Here is an 18,153-nt window from a genome sequence, read left to right as displayed (position 1 = left end):
CGCTCGTGACCACAAGTACGGCCGTCTCGGCGTTACGGTCCGACAGACCTGTGTCGCGCTTATCGAAAAGGATCAGCCGCGCAAACGACGCGAGCCGCGTCAAGAAGCGTGCGCCCTTGCCGGCACCGGGATCCTCTCGCCATGCTCGTCCGAGACGTCCGCCAGGCAGCTCATGGCAGCTCATCGCAGGTGTCCAGAACCCACAGCCTGTCGAGCAACGCACGCGCCGGGCCATTCCCGATCACCGGTGCCGTCAGTTCTATCAGTTTGTCGCTGAGTTCGGCGTCGGACAGTGGCAGTTCCGGGTCGCCCTTGCGGTGGGGCTGGAAGTGGGTGAAGCGGCGGCCGTCGCGCAGTATGACCTCTACGCGCGCGGCGCGGCGGCCCGGGAAGCCGGCGTCGATTTCGGAGTCTACCACCGCGGTGATGCGCGACATCATTGCTCGGGTGGCTAGATCTTCGAGCCTGGCCGGCTCATAGGCGGCCAGGCGCACGCTGCCGTGCACGAGCGCGGTCGCGACGACGTAGTGCAAGCTGAAGCGCGCCTCGGCGGCGCTGCGCGGCTGCGCATGGCAGGCAATCTCCAGCGCCGACTTGTACGTTGCGACGTGCAGCCCTTCGACATCGGCGTGAGTGAAGCCATGCCGGCGCTGAAGCTCCAGCACGCCGTCGATCGCCGGGAAGGTGTGGCCGCACCCGATGTGATTCTTGAATGTGAGCCGCATGATGTGGAAGTCCTGCCCCAGCGTCGCGCCGACCTGCGACCAGTCCGGGCCGGCGCTCATCGCACGGCCCAAACCGGCTTCGCCGTCGAGCACGTCGAGCGAGCAGCGCACTCCCCTGGCCGCCAGCTGCGCCGCCAGCAGCCCCGCTTCGGCGGCGCGGCCCGCGTGCAGTGGCTTGACCATCGTTTCGAGCCGGAACGCCTGCTGCAGGCCGGCGGTGAAGGTGCCTGCGATGGCGAGCGCATGCGCGAAGGCGGGCTCGTCCAAGTTCAGCAAGGCCCCGGCAGCGGCCACAGCGCCGAAACTGCCCATCGTGCCGGTGTTGTGCCAGTACTTGTAGTGCGCTCGGCCCATCGTGACGCCAATGCGTGTAGAGACCTCGTAGCCCAGCACGACCCCGCGCAGGAAGTCGAGGCCATTGGCCCCTGCGACCTGCGCGGCCGCGAGCGCGGCGGCAATGGTCGGGGCGCCAGGGTGAAGCATCGCATCGCGGAAGCTGTCGTCCACCTCCGCCGCGTGCGCAGCGGTGCCGTGGATTAACGCTGCCGCGCGTGCCGTGGCGGGACGCCCGCGAGCGAGGCGGGCTGCGCCACGGTCCAGGTCGTCGGAGAGCACGCCTTCGAGTGCCTGCACGGCCGGCGCATTGAGCCCTGGGTACAGCGACGCATACCAATCGATGACGGCGCGCTTGGCGTGGTGCAGCACGTCCTCGTGGAGCGGCTCGTTGCGAAAGCGCGCGGCGTGGCGCGCAAAGACTTCGGTGGCAAGCATCGACGCTCCCTCAAGCCCGTGTGAACGGCCCTAGTCGGGCTTGATGTGAGCTTCGTTGATCACTTTGGCCCACATGGCGATTTCCGACCGGATTCGCCGGGCTGCCTCTTCCGGTGTCGTCGACTCGGCGAAGGCGCCTTGTTGAAGCAGTCTTTCCTTCACATCGGGAAACTGCAAGGCGTCGGCGAGTGCTGAGTTCAGACGCTCGATGATGGCCTTGGGTGTTCCGGCGGGCGCCAAGATGCCGAAGGTCGAGCTCGCTTCGAAGGTGAACGATGCGACCTCTTCCACGGTCGGAACATCGGGGAGCATGGGGATGCGCTGTGTCGTCGTGACGGCGAGGGCGCGCAGTCTCCCCCCGCGGATGTGCGGTAGGGCCGCTGGCACGGACTCGAAGGCCGCAAGGACCTGGCCGCCGATGAGGTCGTTGATGACCTGGCCGCTACCCTTGTACGGTACGTGGAGCATGTGGATGCCGGTTTTCAACTTGAACATTTCGGCCGCCAGCCGCTGCGGCGCGCCGGCCCCCGAGGATCCGTAGGTCAAGTGCCCCGGCTTCGCCCGTGCATAGGCGATGAACTCCTGCATCGACTGGGCCGGGACGGACGGGTGCACCACCAACACGTACGGCACCGTGGCCACGATCATCACGGGGCTCAGGTCCCGTTCCAAGTCGTACCGGAGAACCTTGCGTTCCAAGGTGTGGTTGATCGAGTGCGAGGTGAGCGCGCCCATCAAGATCGTGTAGCCGTCGCCTTGCGCCTTCGCTACGGCCTCGGCACCGATGTTGCCGCTCGCGCCAGCACGGTTGTCGACAATCACTGGCTGGCCCACTTGTTCTGACAGCCTGTGTGCAAGGACGCGGCCGATAAGGTCGGCAGCGCCCCCCGGCGGGAAGGGGACGACCATGCGCACCGGCTTGGCCGGATACGTTTGCGCGAACGCGAGGCCGGCCGCGTCACACGACAAACAAACCGCGAGGGCGAACGCCTGGATGATGTGTCGCATTGCGGTTTCCCCTTTCCGACGAAAACGTGAATGCATCTTGACCCTGCGCATTGGTTCCTGCAACTATCCAGCTTTCATCAATCGTTGAATCTCGGGAAACGCATGGAGCTGAGGGACATCGAATACTTCGCCGTCATTGCGGAACACCGCAACGTGCGGCGCGCCTCTGAAGCGCTGGGGCTGAGCCCCGGCGCGCTGAGCAAGAGCCTGAGCCGGCTGGAGGAGTCGATGCATGCGCAGCTGGTCGAGAGGACGCCCAAAGGTGTGGCGTTGACCTCAGTCGGGGCGGCACTGCTGGCACAGGTGCATCGGCTCCGCGTCACCTTGATGGACATCCGCCGCGAAGCCGAAGACCTCACCGAAGGGCGGGCAGGCCACCTGCGCCTCGGCGTCGGCGCCACGACGGTCGAGGACCTGCCGCACTGTTGTGCTCCTCTCTTGCAGCAAGCCCCCGCCCTGAGCGTGCAAATCACGGTCGCCGACAACGACGTGATGGTGCCCGCGCTGACCAACGGCGAACTGGACCTGATCTTCAATGTGCTCCCCGATTCGCCGTATGCCGGGTGTGTACAGGAGCGTCTTTTCGACGACGTGTTTGTCGTCTGCTCAGCCGCTGACCACCCGCTGGCCAAGCGCAGACGTCTGGCGATGGCCGACCTCGCCGACGAGCTGTGGACGCTCTCGGTCCCTTCCGTGCTTAACGTGCAATACCTTCATCGCACGTTGCAGGCAAGCGGTCTGCCGCCGCCGCGGGTTGCGATCGAAGCACGGCCACTGCGCCTGCGCCTTCAGATCTGTGCATCGACCCGTCTGCTCAGCTTCAACGCCCGACGATCTCTACAACTCGTTGCACCGCGCTTGCGGGTCAAGGAGCTTCCGGTCGAGCACCTGAAGTGGCGTCGTGCCTTCGGCGTGATCTACCGAAAAGATTCCTATCTGTCTCCTGCCGCTCTGCGGCTGATCCATCTGCTCAGGACGATGGCGCCGGAGTAGTCGCAGCTGTCAAGTCGCTGAAGAGTAGCGATTCGCGGCCCGTTTGGCACGCCAGGGAGCGCTTCAGTCGCAGCGAACACGACCGGGAACGACTGCAACTGGGTCGTGCTGGAACCAACGCGAACGACTGCTCCTTGAGACGTCGAACGTCGGCAACCCGTCGTCATCGCGGCTACACCCTCATGCCGGCGGAGGATTGGTCTTAGATGACTGTAGTTGTTGCGCGGGCCGACCAAGCCCACGGTGTTCGCCAACTGGAAGGCCGTGTCCAGAGTCCGCTCCTGGCCGGGTCCGGCCTGATGGGCCGGCCGATTGTGCTGCGGCAAAGGGCCCGTTGCGGTCTCTCTACAGGCCGCAAGTGAAAGGCTGGCAAACTACGACTGACCTCCCGCCAGCGCACCAAGCTGCTGCATCAGGCTCAGCGTGTCCATCTGAATCCGAGTGGATTTGACCTTCGCACCCTCGAAGCGGTCGATGACCATGCCCGAGACACTGACTGACCTCTGCGTAGGGGGAATTCCCATGAAGGCGCCCTGATGCGTTCCGTGCCACACGAAGCGCGTCAGCACGCGGTTGTCTTCTGCCATCTGCTCCTCAACATCCCAGCGCATGTCGGGAAACGCCAGTCGCAGCGCAACTAACATTTCCTTGAGGCCAGCGAGGCCAGGACCTTGCCCTGGTAATGGAACCTCCTCCACCATGTCGGTGTGAAAGTAGTCGCCGGTCGCGTCAATATCGCCCAAGGAAAGTACCCGGCGCAGGAACTCCCTCACAGTGGCCTTGTTCTGTTCGAGCACGATATTCCCTAGGAGTAGAGGTTCCGCATGATACGGATTGGGATCGGTGGAGAACAGCATCAACCTTGGAGCAACGCAAGACTCTGATCGACGTCCGCTACTGGCCGACAGCGGCATTCATGGCGCCTCCGGCTTGGGGGCCTTCCCGGAAGCGTCGCTAGCGGCCTTAAGCTCCGACGGCGTGGGCGCGAGGAAGCGCATAGTCCCTCGAATGCGGGTTGCTCCGAGTTCGAATTCCACAGGCACACGCATCTCGACCATCTGCCAGATTCTCCCTTCGACCTCTGCCATCGGCCAGCCACGAATGGCCTCAGCGTCGGTCGAGTCGATTTCAAGCGTTGCGCGAATATCTAGCTCTGTCGTTTTCATGGGCTACGTCTCGAATGTGGAGTTTGCGGCCTTCGTTGTGTGAATCGGGAGCGAGGGCGTCAACCGTTCGATTGCCCGGCGCTCTCGCTAACGCAGATGTTGACCAACCTTCTTCTGCAGTAGCGTGACGAGCTCAGGCTGCATGAACTGGTAGCGGTCAGGAACATCCAGGCACACGACCTTTTCCCCCTGCAACGACGCCGTGAACCTCTGCTTGAGCTTCACCCGGTGCTGCTTCTCCATCACGAAGATCAGGTCCGCCCATTCAACCTGTTCGACGCTCAGTACGCAGTCTGCGTCGGGCGCGAGGCCAGCGGAGTCCGTCTCGATGTCCGGCCCCGCGAACACGCTCTCGGCGGTGGGGCTGCGAAGCCTGTTCCTACTGCAGATAAAGAGCACGCGGCGCATTGGTGGCGTCTGGATGGGGATGGATAGAGCAGGAATTCTGGCAGACCCTCGACCGTCCGGTCCTCATGCTCGCGCGGCCAGGAAGTCCAGAAAGCAGGCGATGCGCGCCGCCAGTTTCGTGTTGCGGTAGTACACCGCATTGATCCCCTGGCGTACGTCCGCCGTGTCGTGCGCGAGAAGCTGCACCAGCGCGCCGCGCTCGCGGTCGGCGGCGGTCATGAAATCCGAAAGGCACACCAGCCCGCACCCTCCAGCGCCAGCTGCCTGAGCGTCTCGCCGCTCGACGCCCTGACGCTCGGCGCAATTTGGCATTCGTCGCCATGCACGCCGCGCAGCACAGGCCAGGTATGCATCTCGCCGACGCGCTTCCTCGTGCACAACAGCATCAAGCAAGCCTTCGCCAAAGCGATGGTGAAGCATGCCGAGAGCCTCCAGCTCGGCGACGGCCTGGCCGAAGGCACGACCCTCGGCCCGCGATCAAGAACGCGCACCCGCTGTCGCAGCAGATGGAAGTCGGCATGCTGTGGATCAACCAGCCGGCCACGCCTTCGCCCGAAATGCCCTTCGGCGGCATCAAGGATTCGGGCTACGGCTCCGAGGGTGGCCCAGAGGCGATGGAGGCGTACCTGAACACCAAGGCCGTGTCCGTCTTGGCGGTTTGACCAGGCTGACGAACGCGGCGTCATGGTGGAGTCACGGCCGGATCCTATGGTTAGCGCTTTCCACCTGCCATGGGACTAGCACATGAAGCTCCTGTCGCTGCTCGCCGCGACCACTCTCGCCTTCGGCTCGATCTCCGCCTGCGCCCAGCCAAGTGAGCGGCACGGCGCCCGCCCGCCGGCGCCGCCGCTGGTCATCGGCCACCGCGGCGCCAGCGGCTACCTGCCCGAGCACACGCTGGCTGCCTACTGGATGGCCATCGAGCAAGGCGCCGACTATGTCGAGCCCGACCTCGTGATCACCAAGGACGGCGTGCTCGTCGCCAGGCACGAGAACGCGATCGCGATCCTCAATGCCGACGGCTCGGTGCGGGAAGCCACCACCGACGTGGTCGATCGTCCCGAGTTCGCATCGCGCAAGACCTCGAAGACGATCGACGGCGTGACAGTGACCGGCTGGTTCACCGAGGACTTCACGCTCGCCGAGCTGAAGACGCTGCGCGCCCGCGAGCGACTGCCCGCGCTGCGCACCGCGAACACGCGCTTCGACGGCATGTTCGAGGTGCCGACGCTCGACGAGGTGCTGCAGCTCGTCGCGCAGGCCAACGAGCGGCGCCGCGCCGAGGTGCACGCCGGGCGCGGGCGTCCGGCGGCGTGGCGGCCGATCGGTGTGTATCCGGAGACCAAGCACCCGAGCTACTTCCAGGGCATCGGCCTTCCGCTCGAGGAGCCGCTGGTGCGCACGCTGACGCGCCACGGCTACGTGGGGCCGCAGGCGCCGGTGTTCATCCAGTCGTTCGAGACCGCCAACTTGCGCAAGCTCAATCGCATGACGCAGGTGCCGCTGGTCCAGCTCATCAGCGCGAGCGGCAAGCCGTGGGATTTCGTCGCGAGCGGCGATCCGCGCACGTACGCCGATCTGGCCAAGCCCGCCGGCCTGGCCGAGATCCGCAGCTATGCGAACGGGGTGGGCGCCAACACCAGCGTGATGATTCCGCTCACCGCAGCCGGCACGCTCGGCACACCGACGAGCTTCGTCAGCGACGCGCACGCAGCCGGCCTGATCGTGCACGGCTGGACCTTCCGCGCCGAGAACACCTTCCTGCCGAACGAGTTCGACGCTGGCGCCGACCCGGCGGCCTTCGGCAAGCTCGACGGCCAGATCAAGGCCTTCCTCAAGCTCGGTATGGACGGATTCTTCACCGACCATCCGCACCTCGGCAAGCTCGCGCGCGACTCCTTCGTCGCACCCTGACGGTCGGGCCCGGCGCAGGGGCGGCGTGTCTTCTCGCGCACGACGACGCGCTTGGCTTTGCTAGAGCTCAGCGCTCTGCTCAAGCGGATGCTTGACGAAGATCACGCGGTCAAGCGGCCGCTAGACGCCGCTCTCGCGACCGTCCGCTGATGGCCGATTGTTGCCGAAGCTAGTGCGGTCGCCGCCCTCGCGCCTTGACCATTTGCTCGCTTGCGAAATCGACCATCGCCTCCTCACCATAGTCAGAGAGGTAGTCAATGATGCCGCGCCCCTCGCCATCTAGCGCTGCAAAGTCGGCGCCATGCAACACAAACCAAGCGAACAGCGTGCGATATCCAAGAAGCGCCACCTCGAAAAGGACAGGGGTTCCGAAGTCGTTCTTGGTATCCAAACTCGCGTTCCTCTCGCTCAACCATGTCATGGCGTCGAGATCATCCTCCACGGCAAAGAAGTGCAGGACGGTCTCGCCGAGGCCGTTGCGCAAGTCAAGGAGCCTCGAGTCGGACGCAAGCTGTTCGCTTGCGACATCAAACTGCCGTGCCTGGACCGCGTCGCGAAAAGCGCGCCACTCGGCGTCAAGGGGACCCATTCGGTTGCCTCGGAGCATCGTCATTCTGCGATTCTCGACCAATGCTCCACTGGCTGCTATTGGCCGACATGAGTCATCGGTCGGCGCGCGCCTCAGGAGTGCTCCCGCTGCAACTGAGACACTCGTGACCACCTGCGGCAGGCAGCTGAAAAGATGATGATCCGGAGCCCGGCTACTGCAATTTGACTGAAAACTCTAACGATTGACTGAAAAGTTCGATGAGTTCCTACAGGTAATTTACTTCTCCGGCATGGCCGAAGAATGGTGGCTGGTGATTAGCCATTGACTACCGTCCCACTTGTAGGTGTACGTGTACCGCGCCTTGACGACAGCTCCCGTCTTGGCGAACGTGAAGGTATATAGGCCAGCATCCACTGCCGTGGTGCAACCTATCTCTATTGTTCTGAAGTCAATGCGGCCGAACGGCTTGTTTTCAAGAAAGTGTTCAAAGTAGTCTTCCTTTTGCGCCGCATTGAGACGCGGTGTGTTGGAAACGGTGGGAAGCAGGACCGATTTCTCCGCATAATTTGCAACCACCTTGTGCGCGTCGCCAGTTTGCAAAGACTGGTTCCAGCGGTCAAACAGCGCGGCAACTTCCCGCTCGCTGGTTGCCTTGCAGACTTCGGTTCGCGTAGATGTGGAACCCGGTGGATTTAAGGCGCATCCTGCAAGCACGGCGCCCGCGGCCAAAAGCGAAAATACGACAGCGTTCTTCACGGGTGCTCCTTTTCGGTCTGGGAACTCGGCTGTAGGCGAAGTAGAGGGTTTAACAAATATCACTACTGTCCGGTTAAATGACCCGCGCCGAACCTGAGATCAAGCACTGGCGCGGGCCGCAGGCCGATTTTGTTTGGTGCCGACTTGAACGTCGATCGCGAGGAACCGCGTACTTTCCGGGGTCTGACAGCCCTGGGGAGCACGCGTGTACGTCGGCAAGACCTTGTTCGCTCAACTCATGGAGTTCGTTCCATGGACCAGCTTCGCCCGAATCGTGAATCGCTATGGTGGCAACTCGGGCGTTCGCACACTGACCTGTGCCGAGCAGTTCCGCGCCATGGCGTTCGCCCAGTTGACGTGGCGAGAGAGCCTGCGCGATATCGAGGTCAGCCTGTCCGCCAATGCCAGCAAGCTCTATGCGATGGGTTTTCGCGCGGCGGTCAAGCGATCGACCCTGGCCGATGCGAACGAGTCGCGCGATTGGCGCATCTGGTCCGACCTGGCGGCGGTGCTGATCCGTCGCGCGCGCAAGCTCTACGTGGGCGATGCGGTGCTCGGCGTGGAATTGGACAACACGGTCTACGCCCTGGACTCCAGCACCATCGACCTGTGCTTGAGCCTGTTCTCCTGGGCGCCGTTTCGCTCCACCAAAGCGGCGATCAAGCTGCACACCCTGCTGGACCTGCGCGGGGCCATCCCCGCGTTCATCCACATCAGCGACGGCAAGTTGCACGACGTGAACGTGCTGGACATGCTGGTCATCGAGGCCGGCGCGTTCTATGTGATGGATCGCGGCTACGTCGACTTCGCGAGGCTGCATGCACTGCAGCAGGCCGGCGCCTTCTTCGTCACGCGCGCCAAGTCGCCGATGGACGCCCGGCGCGTCTACTCGGCTACCACCGATCGCAGCACCGGCATCATCAGCGATCAGCAAGTGATGCTCAATGGGCACTACTCGGCGAAGAAGTATCCGCAGCACCTGCGACGCATCCGGTTCAAGGACCCGGAGTCGGGCAAGACTCTCGTCTTCCTGACCAATCACATGGCTTTGCCGGCGCTGACGATCGCTGCGCTCTACAAGAGCCGCTGGCAGGTCGAGTTGTTCTTCAAGTGGATCAAGCAGCACCTGCGCATCAAACACTTCATGGGCAACAGCGAGAACGCGGTAAAGACGCAGGTCTGGTGCGCCGTCGCCACTTACGTGCTCATCGCCATTGTCAGGAAGGAGCTTCAACTCGATGCCTCTCTCTACACTTGTCTACAGATATTGTCGGTCTCGGTATTCGAGAAAACCCAGCTCTCATGCGCCTTGCAGGCCGATCTGTCCCATTCGGAACCGCCTGACCTCGCTAACCAGTTGAATCTGTTCAACTTTTAACCGGACAGCAGTGAACAAATATCACTGCTGTCCGGTTAAATGATCCGCTGCGGGGCTGAGATCAAGCATTGGCGCGGGCTGCAGGCCGATTTTGTTTGGTGCCGATTTGAACTTCGATCACGAAGAACCGCGTACTTTCCCCGGTTTGGCAGCCCCGGGGAGAGCGTGTGCACATCGGCAAGACTTTGTTCGCTCAAGTCATGGAGTTCGTGCCATGGACCAGCTTCGCTCGCATCGTGCAACGCTACGGCGGCAACTCGGGCGTGCGCACGCTGTCTTGCGCCGAGCAGTTCCGCGCCATGGCGTTTGCTCAGCTGACGTGGCGAGAGAGCCTGCGCGATATCGAGGCCAGCCTCTCGGCCAACGCCAACAAGCTCTATGCCATGGGCTTTCGCTCGGCCGTCAGACGCTCGACCTTGGCCGATGCCAACGAATCGCGCGATTGGCGCATCTGGTCCGATCTTGCGGCTGTGCTCATTCGGCGTGCGCGCAGGCTCTACTTGGGCGACTCCGTGCTCGGCGTGGAATTGGACAACACGGTCTATGCCCTGGATTCCAGCACCATCGATCTGTGCTTGAGCTTGTTCTCCTGGGCGCCGTTCCGCTCCACCAAGGCGGCGATCAAGCTGCACACGCTGCTGGACCTGCGCGGGGCCATCCCCGCATTCATCCACATCAGCGACGGCAAGCTGCACGACGTGAACGTGCTGGACATGCTGGTCTTCGAGCCCGGCGCGTTCTACGTGATGGATCGCGGCTACGTCGATTTCGAGAGGCTGCATGCACTGACTCAGGCCGGCGCCTTCTTCGTCACGCGTGCGAAGTCGCCAATGGATGCCAGGCGAGTCTATTCGGCGCCGACCGATCGCAGCACTGGCATCATCAGCGACCAGCAGGTCATGCTCAATGGGCACTACTCGGCCAAGAAGTATCCCCAGCACCTGCGGCGAATTCGATTCAAGGACCCCGAATCGGGCAAGACGCTGATCTTCCTGACCAACCACATGGCCTTGCCGGCGTTGACGATCGCCGCGCTGTACAAGAGCCGCTGGCAGGTCGAACTGTTCTTCAAGTGGATCAAGCAGCACCTGCGCATCAAGCACTTCATGGGCAACAGCGAGAACGCGGTCAAGACGCAGGTCTGGTGCGCCGTGGCCACCTACGTGCTCATCGCCATTGTCAAGAAGGAGCTTCAACTCGACGCCTCTCTCTACACTTGTCTACAGATCTTGTCGGTCTCCGTCTTCGAGAAAACCGAGCTTTCATGCGCCCTGCAGGCCGATCTGTCCCAAACCGAGCTACCCAACACCGCTAACCAGTTGAATTTGTTCAACTTTTAACCGGACAGCAGTGAACAAATATATACATAAACCGCAAACGGGTGAGTCGGTAAGGCGGCTCACGCGGGCCAGCGACCGAGCCCGGTTGATGCATCCCGAGCAGGCGATACAGAGGTTCTGTGAGCTTACCGGTCAACCCCGTACAGAGAAACTCAGGTAATTGCCAATGACAGGCCGGGCCTCTCATCGTCCCAGGCCATTGCGCTCATCTTCCACCCTGTGGGCGTCAGAATGAACTGGGTCGAAATCATCCCACGCGCCGTGAAAGAGCGTCCATTCATGGTTCCAGACTTCGAGTACGCGCTGAAGCGGTGCGCGATATTGCCAAAGATTTGCGTTACCTCGGAAAGCTCTTCTTCTAGGAACCTCGTCAGTTCGCCCTTGCGGATCATGGTCTCCCTTGGCTCGATGAATTCCTGAACAGTAGAGATTTCAGGCGTGGCTCCCACGTTCTTGATGAGCAAACCGGACTTGATGAAGAGCGACCGGATGCGCTCATAGGCTGGTGGGCTGCTGGCGGGTTCAAACGACACAGCGCCGAAGAACTCGGAAGTCAGACGGTCGAGTTCGGTCTTGACAGACACGGTGGTTTGCTGATTGCCCATGGCGCCCTCCTAGAGGAGCCAGATTCTGCGCTGCTCGTCGACAACAGGCCAGCGGGTCGGGTTTGCGAACGCCGCCCGGCCCGCGACCGTGAGTCTGCTTGATCACCATCCGCCAGCGGCGAGCCACTCTTCGACAACCGGCAATTTCTCCAAACCGAAGAACGGCTCTCCATCCACGATGAAGTAGGGCGAGCCAAACACGCCGCGCTGGATCGAGTCATCGACATTGCGCCGAAGGAGCTCAGCCGGAGTTCCCTCGGCGCGAGCCGCCTCGAAGGCGGGCCACGACAGCCCGGCCTTTCTTACACACGCGCTCAGCACGCTGTCCTCCGAGATGTCGAGACAGCGCACGAAGTAGCTGCTAAAGATGAATCCGGCGAGCCGTTTGGCAGCTGCCGGATCGATCCCCTTTGCCCAGGCGAAGGCGCGTCCAGCCTCCACAGGGCGGGACGTTGGAGACGTGCTGGGGCGTTCGAATGCAACTTGATGCTGCCTGGCATAGCGTTTGGCATCGTTGATGACATATGGACCCTTCAGCGGAAGCTCGACGATGGGCGGCAGACCCATCACCTTGAGCACACTGACGCCCACCAGCATCGATGTCCACTCCACCTCGCGGCCATAACGTCGGGCCAGATCGTCGATGCGAAGGCTTGCGAAGTAGCCGAAGGGGGAAATGAAGTCGAAGTAGAACTGGATCGGCGTTGCGGTTTGCGCCGTCATTTTGCTTCCAGCTTGATCGATCTGGCGAGCCGCCGAAGCTTCTCGGTGTCGTCGCCATAGAACTTCGCTGCTTGCTGCAGCGTCAGGCCGGGCTCGGGAACGCTGGTGCCGTTCTCAGCCGAGAACTTGAGGTACTCCGGGGTGCGAATCGCATCATTGACGGCGGCGTTCACCTTCTTTGCCGCCTCGGCGGGCAACGTGGCAGGGCCGAACAGGCCCAACCAGACGGTGTGGTGCAAGTCCTTCATCTGCCGGGACTCGTCCACCGACGCGACTTGTGGGAGCTGGGGATTTCGCTTGGGGCCCGTCAGCGCGATGGGCTTCACCCGGCCTGAATTGATGAGGCCCACGGTCTGTCCGGCCACGGGCAAGAAGGCGAGGTCGACCTGATTGCCGATCAGATCGGTGACGACGGGTCCCATACCCCGGTAGGGGACGTGCAGCAGTTTCCCGCCGCTGCGATTCTTCAGGTCCTCTCCGATCAGGTGGTAGATCGACCCGTCCCCGAAGGAGGCGTAGCTCAATTCCATGCTGGATGCGGCGCGCATGTGCGCCACGAGGTCATCCAGGCTGTTCAAGGCCAGCCCCGGGCGCCCCACGATGACGAATTCGGCTTGGCCCATGTAGCCCAGCAGGCGCAGGTCTTCAGGCTTGTATCGCGCCGACTGGATGGCAAGCGGTGCCAGCACCGTGTCGCTCGCGGTACCGAGAAACAGGACGTGCCCTTCAGGCGCCGCATTCAGCATCTTCTGCACGCCGATGGAACCACCGGCACCCGGCACGTTCTCGACGATGACGGTCTGTCGCCACAACTTCTGAAGGTGCGGTATCGCGACCCGGGCGGTGACGTCCGTCGCGCCGCCGGCGGGAAAGCCGACCACGACGGAAATGGTGCGCGAGGGAAACGCCAGGCTTTGGGCCTGTGCGCTTCCGAAAGGCAAAAGCGTAGCTGCGACGGCCGCTGCGGCGGTCCGCCTGTTGACGGTTTTCAAGGTGATCTCCTGGTTGCGATCAGGACGGGCTTGTCTGGGAGCTTGTCCACTCGAGGGTGAGCAGATAGCCCTTCAAGTCGGCAGCGATGCGCTGACGGGTTTCGTGGGAGGAGTCATCCTCGGCGGCTGCCAACTCGATGCACACGACCAGGCCGCGGCCGGGTTCCTCGCGCACCGTCAGGGCTGCGATCGATTCACCCTGGAGCACCTCCAGCAAGTGCTGCCGTGTGCAGTCCTGCCGCAGCGCGGGCTTGTAGATCTTTCCCACGGCGGTCATGGGCAGTTGCTCCAGGACGAAGAGCCGCCGCGGGAGCGCGGGCGGTTCATTGATGGTGGCCTTGGCGAAAGCCAGCAATTCGTCCTCCGTGACGCTAGCGCCTTGCCGCAACGTGACATAGGCCACCGGCACTTCGCCCGCGTAGGCGTCCAGCATGCCCACCGCGCCCGCATCGGCCACTGCGGGGTGCCGCATCAGGCACTCTTCGATGACAGCCGGGTCGATGTTGTGGCCGCCGCGGATGATCAGATCCTTAGCCCGTCCCGTGATGAACACACGACCGGTGGCGTCGACGTACCCCACGTCTCCGGTGATGAGCCAGCCGTCCTCGGTAAAGAGGCTGGCGGATTGCCCGGCGTCCTTGTAGCCGGGCGTCACGTTGGGCCCGCGAACCACGAGCATGCCCGCCTCACCCGGCATGCAGGAGCGGCTCGAGGCGCTTGTTCCAGCCAGCGCGCGCGCCTCGACTTCGCAGAACGGTATGGGGCACCCCGCGGACCCCATGACCCGCGCGCGGGACACCGGGTCGACGCAGATCACACCACCGGCTTCGGTCATGCCATAGACCTCACGCATGGGCTTGCCCGTGAGCAGCTCCATCTGCTCGGCGACACTGCGAGGAAGCAAGGAGGCACCGCAGATGTTGATGCGCACGCGGCTCAAGTCCGCGCCTTTCGGATCGACCTTCACCACGGCCGAGAGCGCCGTGGGTACGCCGCCGACGATGGTCGTTTCGGTGCGCTCCACGATGCGCCAGAAGTTGGCGACGATCTGGGGGTTGCGAAATCCGGCTGGCGAGAGGATCACCATCTCCGCGCCGGCAACGAACATGGCCAGGCTGCAAAAGATCGCGGATGCCACATGGAACATCGGCAAACCGTTGACGATCACGTCGTCGGTGCAAGCGCCTACCGCCCAGGCGCCTCCGTAGGCAGCGGCCAGCTGGTTGCGATGGGTATGAACGACCAGCTTCGGCGCACCGGTCGTTCCGCCCGTGTGGAAATAGGCGGCGACATCGTCTGGCTCGGGCAGGTCAGAAAATGCCAGTTGCCGCGAGTTCGACCGCAGCAGATCCGCCAGCAGATGAACCTCGGCGCCGCCGGCGGCTTTCTCACCTTCCACCTGGATCAGGGCGCCGATCGCCGGCACCAGCGCGCTTACCCGCTCGGCCTTGTCCCAGATCTCGGTGCCCGGCAGAGGTCCCAGTGCCACCAGCGCCTTGACACCGGCTGCCCGGCAAAGGCTGGCGATCTCCTCGGCCTTCAGCAGCGGGTTGAGCGGCAAGGCCGACGCAGCCGTCGCCGCGCCCCACAGCACGAACTGCGTTTCGACCAGCGACGGCAGCATATAGGCCACCACGTCGCCCCGCCGCAAGCCGAGAGACCGGAAGGCATTCGCCGTCCGCGCGATCCCCTCCACCAGTTCCGTATAACTGACCTTTCGCGGCAGGGCTTCAGGTTCCGTGCCGAGGAAAGTGATGGCTGTCTTGTCGACGCAGCAGCGCCTTTGCGTGCGCTCGATGGCATCGAACGCGTTCGCAGCCTGAATCCAGTCTTCGAAGCGCGTTCCGGAGCCGGGTGTATCGATGGTCGGCAAGGCGACGCCGGGGGTGCTGTTCATGCTGGTCTCCTTTCTTGTGCAGATTTCAGGCGGCAGCGCTGGCGGCCTGCGCGACAGAATCCTTCAGCATCCGTCCGAACTCCAGGGAGCCGACGGCGGAGAAGCCGCCATCGATCGGAATCACCACGCCATTGATGTAGCGCCCGGATTCGCTGGCCAGGTACAGCGCCAGGTCGGCGATCTCCTGCTTGGATGCGCCACGTCCGGACGGAATGGACTGCAGCAGCCTGGCCCAGCTTTCCTGGCCCTGCGGCGCGAGCCGGACCATGCCTTCGGTATCGGCCACCGGGCCCGGCGCTATGCCCACGCATCGGATTCCATCGTCCGCCCACTCCACCGCCAGCGAGCGAATCAACATGTCGATGCCGGCCTTGGCGGCGCACACATGGGCCTGGGCGTAGGTGGGCATGCTGGACTGGACGGCGGAAATGGCCAGCACCAGGGCGGATGGCTTGCGAAGGAAATCGTAGGCGGCGCGTAGCGTATTGAAAGTCCCGACCAGATCGGTGTCGATGACGGCACGAAAGCCGTTGGAACTCATCCCCGTCGCCGGCGCGACGAAATTTCCGGCGGCGCCGGCGACCACGATGTCGATCGGGCCAAACGCCGCGTGCGCCTGCTCGACGGCGTTTCGCAACGCCTCATAGCTGCGCACATCCGCGGACAGCCCGATCGCATGTCCGCCGACAGCCCCGATCTCGGCAGCGGCATCGCGCGCCTTTTCCTCGCTGCGGCCAACGATCGTCACTGACGCACCGGCAAGCGCGTAGGTGATCGCGATCTGGCGGTTGATGCCGCTGCCGCCGCCCGTGATGAACACGGCCTTGTTGCGCAGGAGGCCGGGTTGGAAGGTGTGGTGGGTGCTCATGGCGTTCCTCTCAATGCGCGCGCAGCGCGGCAGCGATGGCGGCGAACGCCCGCCGGTCGAGGTTGTGCGTGAAGCCGGTATCCCCATTGGGGTGGGAAGAGAGCTTGACGATGACCAACTCGGCCGCCGGGTTGATGTGCATGTGCTGCCCGTTCAATCCCTTCATCTCGAAAGTGCCGTCGCGGTCGTGGGGAATCCACCACTGGTTGTGGTACGAGTAGCCAAAGCGCGTCGCCTGGCCGCTGGCCTTGAACTTCTCGATGTCGGCGCCCTTGCGGATTTCCGCGACGACGCTTTCCGCGATGACCTGCTGCCCGTTGGAACGGCCCGCCGTGCGCAGCGTCTCGCCCACCCGCCCAAGGTCTCGCAGCGTTGCGCTGAAGCCCACGCTGGTGATCTGCGTGCCGATCGGGTCGACCCAGACGTACGCGTCATCCTGGGCGCCGATGCGCGACCAGAGGCGTTCGGACAGAAGCGCGGAATAGCTCTTGCCCGTGACGCGCTGCAGGAGCCAGCCCATGACCTCGGTGTCGACGGTCTTGTATTTGAATCCCGCGCCATGCTCACCATCCTTCTTGAGGGTCACCAGCAGGTCGGGGATGGTGCGGGGCCCGCTGTAAGCGGGAGGCGCGGGCAACAGCCCGGCGGCGTGCAGGTACTGGAAGATGCCGGAGCTCGGGTCGCGGAAGTTTTCCTGGTACGCAACGCCAGTGGTCATGTCGAGCGTCTGCTGTACGGTGGCATCCGCCCACGCGCTGTCTTTCAGCTCGGGCAGGTACTTCGTGACCAGGGCGTTGGGATCGATCACCCCCTCCTTGATCAGCATCGTTGAGAGCAAGCCGGTAAACGACTTGCTCATGGACCAGAGCGAATGCGGCTGGTGGGCGGCCATGCCGGAGTAGTGCTTCTGGTAGACGATCGCGCCCTTGTGCAGCACGAGAAGGCCATCGGTGTAGGTGCTGCGCTGCCAGTCGGCCAGGGTGGTCTTGCCGCCCTTGTCGTCCTCGAACTTCAGCGCGCCGATATCCTGTTGGGCCTCGCGCACGATGGACGGCTTCTCGTCGCCACGCCAGACCTGCGCCGTCGGACCGAGTTCTCGCATGTGGTGGAACGCCCAGCGGCCATTGGGGAATTTCAGGACCGTGGACAGCCTGACGGTTTTGTCGGGCGCCGGCGGGAATCCTTTCATGAGTTCCAGCTTCACGGGATCGGTGGCCTCTGGCGGCGGAGGCTGCGGAGCCTGCGCCAGGGAGGCCGAGGCACTGAGGATGAGAGCAACCGCGACGGCAACGGCGCGATGCGGTTTCGATGGGTTCTGCATGATGGTCCTTGCGAGGTGGGATTGGGATTGGGGTTGGGGTTCAGGGGATTTTTCTTGCCGCTTTGCGAGCGGGGGCGGGGCTGATGCGTTCCAGGGCGCTTGTGCCGCGGCTGCTGGCCGTCCCCTGATGGGCGCCGCGAACCAGGGCTGACATGGTCCTTTCATGGAGTTGCCGCAGTTCGGTGTCGTCGGCCACGATGCCCGAGAGCCTCAGCATCACGAGGCCGTGTGCGGACGCCCACAGCATCTGCCCCAGGGCTTGCGTTTCGCCGCGCAGGATTCCCTTGTCGATCAGTGGGGCCACGTATGCCACCATGCCGCGGCGCGCCCGCGCCAAAGCTTCTGTCAGCTCCGCATTGCCGGTCACGGCGGCTTGACTGACGTCGAACATCATTCGGTAGGCGTCCGGGTTCTCCAGGGCAAAACCCAGGTAGGCCTGGCCGACGTTGCGTGCGCTCTTGCGCGGGTCCGGGCTCGAGCGCATCGCTTCTTCGATGACTTCGCAGAACCGGTTGAATGCAGCGGCTCGCACAGCCGCAAGGATTTCTTCCTTGTTCTTAAAGTAGCGGTAGGCGGTGGTAGGACTCCAGGCAAGCTCCGCGGCAATCTGCCGCATCGTGACGCCCTCGACGCCATGACGCGCGAACAGCACCTCGGCAACGCGGCAGACATCGGCACGGAACTGAGCTACCTCTTCGTCGGTCAGTACAGGTCGCATTTCATTTACACCGTTAAATA

Annotated in this window: 18 protein-coding genes and 2 pseudogenes; 5 read left to right on the top strand and 15 right to left on the bottom strand. The window is 63.4% G+C overall.

Going from position 1 to position 18,153, the window contains the following annotated elements; all coding sequences use genetic code 11:
- Positions 1-170 precede the first annotated feature (170 nt).
- Positions 171-1,496: an MmgE/PrpD family protein gene (locus ACSQ9I_RS36270; RefSeq protein WP_436316787.1), complete on the bottom strand. Its 1,326-nt coding sequence runs from the start codon at positions 1,494-1,496 to the stop codon at positions 171-173.
- Positions 1,497-1,526: 30 nt separating this feature from the next.
- Positions 1,527-2,504: a Bug family tripartite tricarboxylate transporter substrate binding protein gene (locus ACSQ9I_RS36265; RefSeq protein WP_436316786.1), complete on the bottom strand. Its 978-nt coding sequence runs from the start codon at positions 2,502-2,504 to the stop codon at positions 1,527-1,529.
- Positions 2,505-2,534: 30 nt separating this feature from the next.
- Between ACSQ9I_RS36265 and ACSQ9I_RS36260 the strand changes: the two genes are divergently transcribed.
- Positions 2,535-3,497, top strand: a complete 963-nt coding sequence (locus tag ACSQ9I_RS36260; RefSeq protein ID WP_436316785.1) for a LysR family transcriptional regulator — start codon at positions 2,535-2,537, stop codon at positions 3,495-3,497.
- Between the two features lie 374 nt (positions 3,498-3,871).
- Here the strand turns inward: ACSQ9I_RS36260 and ACSQ9I_RS36255 are convergent, their stop codons facing one another.
- From ACSQ9I_RS36255 to ACSQ9I_RS36240, 4 genes and pseudogenes are all read right to left on the bottom strand, one after another.
- A complete protein-coding gene (locus tag ACSQ9I_RS36255; RefSeq protein WP_436291137.1) occupies positions 3,872-4,354 on the bottom strand; it encodes an ester cyclase in 483 nt (160 codons plus the stop codon).
- A gap of 57 nt (positions 4,355-4,411) precedes the next feature.
- Complete coding sequence (locus ACSQ9I_RS36250) at positions 4,412-4,663, bottom strand: hypothetical protein (protein ID WP_436291138.1); 252 nt, start codon at positions 4,661-4,663, stop codon at positions 4,412-4,414.
- 87 nt (positions 4,664-4,750) lie between these two features.
- Entirely contained in the window at positions 4,751-5,071 is a 321-nt protein-coding gene (locus tag ACSQ9I_RS36245; RefSeq protein ID WP_436316784.1) for a low molecular weight protein tyrosine phosphatase family protein, read from the bottom strand.
- A 63-nt stretch (positions 5,072-5,134) separates the two neighbouring features.
- Positions 5,135-5,424: pseudogene (locus tag ACSQ9I_RS36240) on the bottom strand (LysR substrate-binding domain-containing protein); the annotation flags it as partial.
- On the opposite strand from ACSQ9I_RS36240, the pseudogene ACSQ9I_RS36235 reads away from it, so the two are divergent.
- A pseudogene (locus ACSQ9I_RS36235) lies at positions 5,402-5,733 on the top strand (aldehyde dehydrogenase family protein); the annotation flags it as partial. The pseudogenes ACSQ9I_RS36240 and ACSQ9I_RS36235 sit on opposite strands and share 23 nt — an antisense overlap.
- An 82-nt stretch (positions 5,734-5,815) precedes the next feature.
- A complete protein-coding gene (locus tag ACSQ9I_RS36230) occupies positions 5,816-6,985 on the top strand; it encodes a glycerophosphodiester phosphodiesterase (protein WP_436316783.1) in 1,170 nt (389 codons plus the stop codon).
- 169 nt (positions 6,986-7,154) lie between these two features.
- Here ACSQ9I_RS36230 and ACSQ9I_RS36225 read toward each other — a convergent pair whose 3' ends face one another.
- Together ACSQ9I_RS36225 and ACSQ9I_RS36220 are read right to left on the bottom strand one after the other, a co-directional pair.
- The gene (locus tag ACSQ9I_RS36225; protein WP_436316782.1) at positions 7,155-7,598 is read right to left on the bottom strand and encodes a hypothetical protein; all 444 of its coding nucleotides are present in this window, start codon (positions 7,596-7,598) and stop codon (positions 7,155-7,157) included.
- A gap of 213 nt (positions 7,599-7,811) precedes the next feature.
- Positions 7,812-8,291 carry an SgcJ/EcaC family oxidoreductase gene (locus tag ACSQ9I_RS36220; protein WP_436316781.1) on the bottom strand — a complete coding sequence of 160 codons (480 nt, stop codon included), beginning with the start codon at positions 8,289-8,291 and terminating at the stop codon, positions 7,812-7,814.
- Positions 8,292-8,496: 205 nt separating this feature from the next.
- Here ACSQ9I_RS36220 and ACSQ9I_RS36215 point away from each other — a divergent pair, with 205 nt between their 5' ends.
- Positions 8,497-9,669 (top strand): IS4 family transposase, encoded by a 1,173-nt coding sequence (locus ACSQ9I_RS36215; RefSeq protein WP_436316779.1) that lies wholly within the window; start codon positions 8,497-8,499, stop codon positions 9,667-9,669.
- A gap of 167 nt (positions 9,670-9,836) precedes the next feature.
- On the top strand, positions 9,837-11,009 hold the full coding sequence (locus ACSQ9I_RS36210) for an IS4 family transposase (RefSeq protein WP_436313178.1): 1,173 nt from the start codon (positions 9,837-9,839) through the stop codon (positions 11,007-11,009).
- Positions 11,010-11,161: 152 nt separating this feature from the next.
- On the opposite strand, the gene ACSQ9I_RS36205 is transcribed toward ACSQ9I_RS36210, so the two are convergent.
- The 7 genes from ACSQ9I_RS36205 to ACSQ9I_RS36175 all read right to left on the bottom strand — a co-directional run bounded on the left by ACSQ9I_RS36205 (position 11,162) and on the right by ACSQ9I_RS36175 (position 18,133).
- Positions 11,162-11,614: a hypothetical protein gene (locus ACSQ9I_RS36205; protein WP_436316778.1), complete on the bottom strand. Its 453-nt coding sequence runs from the start codon at positions 11,612-11,614 to the stop codon at positions 11,162-11,164.
- Positions 11,615-11,716: 102 nt separating this feature from the next.
- Positions 11,717-12,337 carry a 2-hydroxychromene-2-carboxylate isomerase gene (locus ACSQ9I_RS36200; RefSeq protein ID WP_436316777.1) on the bottom strand — a complete coding sequence of 207 codons (621 nt, stop codon included), beginning with the start codon at positions 12,335-12,337 and terminating at the stop codon, positions 11,717-11,719.
- The gene (locus ACSQ9I_RS36195; protein ID WP_436316776.1) at positions 12,334-13,329 is read right to left on the bottom strand and encodes a Bug family tripartite tricarboxylate transporter substrate binding protein; all 996 of its coding nucleotides are present in this window, start codon (positions 13,327-13,329) and stop codon (positions 12,334-12,336) included. Before ACSQ9I_RS36195 ends, ACSQ9I_RS36200 begins: the two co-directional genes overlap by 4 nt.
- Positions 13,330-13,348: 19 nt before the next feature.
- Positions 13,349-15,226 carry an AMP-binding protein gene (locus ACSQ9I_RS36190; RefSeq protein ID WP_436316775.1) on the bottom strand — a complete coding sequence of 626 codons (1,878 nt, stop codon included), beginning with the start codon at positions 15,224-15,226 and terminating at the stop codon, positions 13,349-13,351.
- Positions 15,227-15,251: 25 nt separating this feature from the next.
- Positions 15,252-16,094, bottom strand: coding sequence for an SDR family oxidoreductase (locus ACSQ9I_RS36185; protein WP_436316774.1), 843 nt, complete (start codon positions 16,092-16,094; stop codon positions 15,252-15,254).
- 10 nt (positions 16,095-16,104) lie between these two features.
- The gene (locus tag ACSQ9I_RS36180) at positions 16,105-17,415 is read right to left on the bottom strand and encodes a serine hydrolase domain-containing protein (RefSeq protein WP_436316773.1); all 1,311 of its coding nucleotides are present in this window, start codon (positions 17,413-17,415) and stop codon (positions 16,105-16,107) included.
- Positions 17,416-17,455: 40 nt separating this feature from the next.
- The gene (locus tag ACSQ9I_RS36175) at positions 17,456-18,133 is read right to left on the bottom strand and encodes a TetR/AcrR family transcriptional regulator (RefSeq protein WP_436316771.1); all 678 of its coding nucleotides are present in this window, start codon (positions 18,131-18,133) and stop codon (positions 17,456-17,458) included.
- Positions 18,134-18,153: the final 20 nt, after the last annotated feature.

The sequence above is a fragment of the Variovorax sp. LjRoot84 genome (genome assembly GCF_964254305.1).
Lineage (GTDB): Bacteria > Pseudomonadota > Gammaproteobacteria > Burkholderiales > Burkholderiaceae_C > Variovorax.
Note: the sequence above shows the minus strand (reverse complement) of the source record. Positions and strands in the feature narration are given on the sequence as shown.

Coding starts and splice junctions, on each gene's coding strand:
- ACSQ9I_RS36270 (WP_436316787.1), bottom strand. CDS start 1,496: ATGCTTGCCACCGAAGTCTTTGCGCGCCACGCCGCGCGCTTTCGCAAC.
- ACSQ9I_RS36265 (WP_436316786.1), bottom strand. CDS start 2,504: ATGCGACACATCATCCAGGCGTTCGCCCTCGCGGTTTGTTTGTCGTGT.
- ACSQ9I_RS36260 (WP_436316785.1), top strand. CDS start 2,535: ATGCATCTTGACCCTGCGCATTGGTTCCTGCAACTATCCAGCTTTCAT.
- ACSQ9I_RS36255 (WP_436291137.1), bottom strand. CDS start 4,354: ATGCTGTTCTCCACCGATCCCAATCCGTATCATGCGGAACCTCTACTC.
- ACSQ9I_RS36250 (WP_436291138.1), bottom strand. CDS start 4,663: ATGAAAACGACAGAGCTAGATATTCGCGCAACGCTTGAAATCGACTCG.
- ACSQ9I_RS36245 (WP_436316784.1), bottom strand. CDS start 5,071: ATGCGCCGCGTGCTCTTTATCTGCAGTAGGAACAGGCTTCGCAGCCCC.
- ACSQ9I_RS36230 (WP_436316783.1), top strand. CDS start 5,816: ATGAAGCTCCTGTCGCTGCTCGCCGCGACCACTCTCGCCTTCGGCTCG.
- ACSQ9I_RS36225 (WP_436316782.1), bottom strand. CDS start 7,598: ATGACGATGCTCCGAGGCAACCGAATGGGTCCCCTTGACGCCGAGTGG.
- ACSQ9I_RS36205 (WP_436316778.1), bottom strand. CDS start 11,614: ATGGGCAATCAGCAAACCACCGTGTCTGTCAAGACCGAACTCGACCGT.
- ACSQ9I_RS36200 (WP_436316777.1), bottom strand. CDS start 12,337: ATGACGGCGCAAACCGCAACGCCGATCCAGTTCTACTTCGACTTCATT.
- ACSQ9I_RS36190 (WP_436316775.1), bottom strand. CDS start 15,226: ATGAACAGCACCCCCGGCGTCGCCTTGCCGACCATCGATACACCCGGC.
- ACSQ9I_RS36185 (WP_436316774.1), bottom strand. CDS start 16,094: ATGAGCACCCACCACACCTTCCAACCCGGCCTCCTGCGCAACAAGGCC.
- ACSQ9I_RS36180 (WP_436316773.1), bottom strand. CDS start 17,415: ATGCAGAACCCATCGAAACCGCATCGCGCCGTTGCCGTCGCGGTTGCT.
- ACSQ9I_RS36175 (WP_436316771.1), bottom strand. CDS start 18,133: ATGCGACCTGTACTGACCGACGAAGAGGTAGCTCAGTTCCGTGCCGAT.